At 31.0% G+C, this 2,546-nt stretch carries 3 protein-coding genes; all 3 read left to right on the top strand.

Features of this window, described 5'->3' with window-relative positions; all coding sequences use genetic code 11:
- The first annotated feature begins 130 nt into the window (after nucleotides 1-130).
- The 3 genes from EAE89_RS22620 (at nucleotide 131) to EAE89_RS22610 (ending at nucleotide 2,426) form a co-directional block, all read left to right on the top strand.
- The gene (locus tag EAE89_RS22620; protein WP_339423553.1) at nucleotides 131-937 is read left to right on the top strand and encodes an aminotransferase class V-fold PLP-dependent enzyme; all 807 of its coding nucleotides are present in this window, start codon (nucleotides 131-133) and stop codon (nucleotides 935-937) included.
- 285 nt (nucleotides 938-1,222) lie between these two features.
- Entirely contained in the window at nucleotides 1,223-1,840 is a 618-nt protein-coding gene (locus EAE89_RS22615; protein WP_054478076.1) for a nucleotidyl transferase family protein, read from the top strand.
- A 13-nt stretch (nucleotides 1,841-1,853) separates the two neighbouring features.
- Entirely contained in the window at nucleotides 1,854-2,426 is a 573-nt protein-coding gene (locus tag EAE89_RS22610; RefSeq protein ID WP_244866731.1) for a hypothetical protein, read from the top strand.
- Nucleotides 2,427-2,546 lie beyond the last annotated feature (120 nt).

Below are 2,546 nucleotides of genomic sequence, written 5' to 3'. Positions count from 1 at the left end.
GTTTCTTTAACAACGGCGAGGTGTTCAATCAGAGTCATCATTGAGCTATCTGAAGAGAAATAAGCGTGATTAGATCATGTCATTACTCTACTTTCAATAGGCGTTAAAAAAGTATGCTCGCGCCCTGGATGTGACAGAGGGTGAAATTGATATATCACATTTGGAATTTTTATTAAAGAATAAGAGAACTAAACTATTAGTGGTTCATAGTTGCTCCAATACTATTGGCACATTTTGTAATATAGATGAGGTAGGAAAACTGGCACATTTATATGGCACGATGGTTTTAGTTGATGGTTCACAATCTTTTGGTTCACAACTAATTGATTTATCGAAAGGTAATATTGATTACCTTGTTTTTAGCGGGCATAAAAGCTTAGGAGGAGTGTCAGGTATTGGGGGATATTTCATTCTTGATAATGAATTTTCTCATAGTGAATTAATTCAAGGTGGGACAGGTGTATTATCAAGATTAACAAAACAACCAACTGGAATACCATACAAGTATGAATCGGGAACACAAAATACGATTGGCATACTTTCATTACTAGCATCCATAAGACGTTTAAAAAAAATCGGGATAGAAAATATTCAAAATCAATTACAAACTCTGCGTACACATCTTATAGATGAGCTATCACAATTAAAGAAGGTCAAGTTAATCTGTAAATATAACGTTGGGGTACCAACAATTCTTTTTACAGTAGAAGGTTATCATCCCGGAGAAATTTCTTATATACTAGAAAACAAATACAATATTATTACACGTCCCGGATTGCAATGCGCGCCATTAGCCCATAAAAAATTTGGAACTTATCCTGATGGCGCGGTTCGGGTGAGCCTTGATACGTCACATACAATGGAAGATATTTTAAAAATAAAATCTGCCTTAGTTAATATCACTGAGGAAAATTATAGAGAAAATACTGATAATTAATGAGAATAATTTAGGGGGTTAGGCGATTTAGTAATAATCTGAGCTGCGAATAAAACATTTATAGTTAATGTTTTTAATGTTAAAAAACAATAGGTTGCCGTTAACGAATGGTCTGGCAATCACCAGGTGAATCAATTTGATATTTATTTAAAAAGAGTGAAAATATATCATTAATCACCATTGGTAAATAACGGGTATAATAATGTAACTTAATAAATATGTGATTATATAATAAAGCGATATATATTTAATTAACAATAATAGCATATGAGGATAAATATAAATATGCCGAACAAGCATGAACGTTATATAATCGATTTAATTGATGGTAAGTTGAATTATATACATATTGATAGAAACGGGGACTTTAACGATACAAATATAGATTGGAAAAATGCTTTAATTTTATCTGGTTCTTTCAATCCATTTCATAAAGGACACGAAAAATTAAAAGAAATCGCCACAGCAGTGACTAAAAGAAAATCCTATTATGAACTATCAATCAAGAATGCGGTAAAACTTACCATTTCAACCGATGAAGTTTTCAATAGGATAAGACAATTTAAGGAAAAAGGGGATGTTATTTTAAGTGATGCTAAATTTTTTACTGAAAAATCGCATATTTATCAGGGAGCAATTTTCGTCATTGGCGCTGATTTATGTCAAGAAATTAATAATCCTATTTATTATGGAGGTGAAGAAGGGTTAAAGAAATCTCTTATGACAATTAAGAATAATGATTGTAGATTTATTGTGGCTGGACGTTTTTTTAATAATAAATACCATACAGTTAATGATTTAGTGAATATTAAAGATGAACACCGATTTTTATTTGAATCTATTCCAGAGAATCTATTTCGCTTAGATATATCATCAACGGAAATAAGGTTAATGAACAAATGACAGGAGAAGGAAAATGAATAAAGAAAATAATAAAAAGCTGTTGGGTGTGGGAATTAATTTAAATTCAATATACTTAACCAAAGAGATTCAGAGAAGACTAAAACAAGCCTCATTTATATTTAATCCTGATTGTAGATCCTTACATTTTCAGTTAAATAGCTCACATGTTAAATTGTTTTATGGAATATATTCTTTCCTGGAACAGGATGGTAATTTAGATATTCTTGCTTCTTGTATACATGACTTATGGTGTGCAAAATATTTAGTTGATAATAAGACGGCTATGCAAGACTCAATAACAAAACTTGAAATTGAGTACAACTTGCAAATAAATTTCTTAAAACCTTATCAAGAATTCACTGAAAAAGAAAAGCAGTTTGAGAAAAGGTTAATAAAGAGTGACCTGAGCATTATATCAGAAGTAATAAAAGATATTTATTTATATGACGATAATATCGCACCTGATAATTTTAATTATGAAATCTTGCTTTCTACAAACGATGCTATTTTTTCTGATTTAATGACAATATTAGGCCATAATGACAATATAATAGAAGTTGCAGCAAAGAGAATCCATGCTAAATAACTTTTCAAAATAATAGATCACTTGGAGGGAACTCAGTCCGATTTTTGCGATCTGATCAATTGCGAAAAATCCCAAACCCCAACACGGACTGAGTGATGCCTATCATAGCACCTATACCTC

It is taken from the genome of Photorhabdus heterorhabditis, from assembly GCF_018448905.1.
GTDB classification, from domain to species: Bacteria; Pseudomonadota; Gammaproteobacteria; order Enterobacterales; family Enterobacteriaceae; genus Photorhabdus; species Photorhabdus heterorhabditis.
Note: the sequence above shows the minus strand (reverse complement) of the source record. Positions and strands in the feature narration are given on the sequence as shown.

Coding starts and splice junctions, on each gene's coding strand:
- EAE89_RS22615 (WP_054478076.1), top strand. CDS start 1,223: ATGCCGAACAAGCATGAACGTTATATAATCGATTTAATTGATGGTAAG.
- EAE89_RS22610 (WP_244866731.1), top strand. CDS start 1,854: ATGAATAAAGAAAATAATAAAAAGCTGTTGGGTGTGGGAATTAATTTA.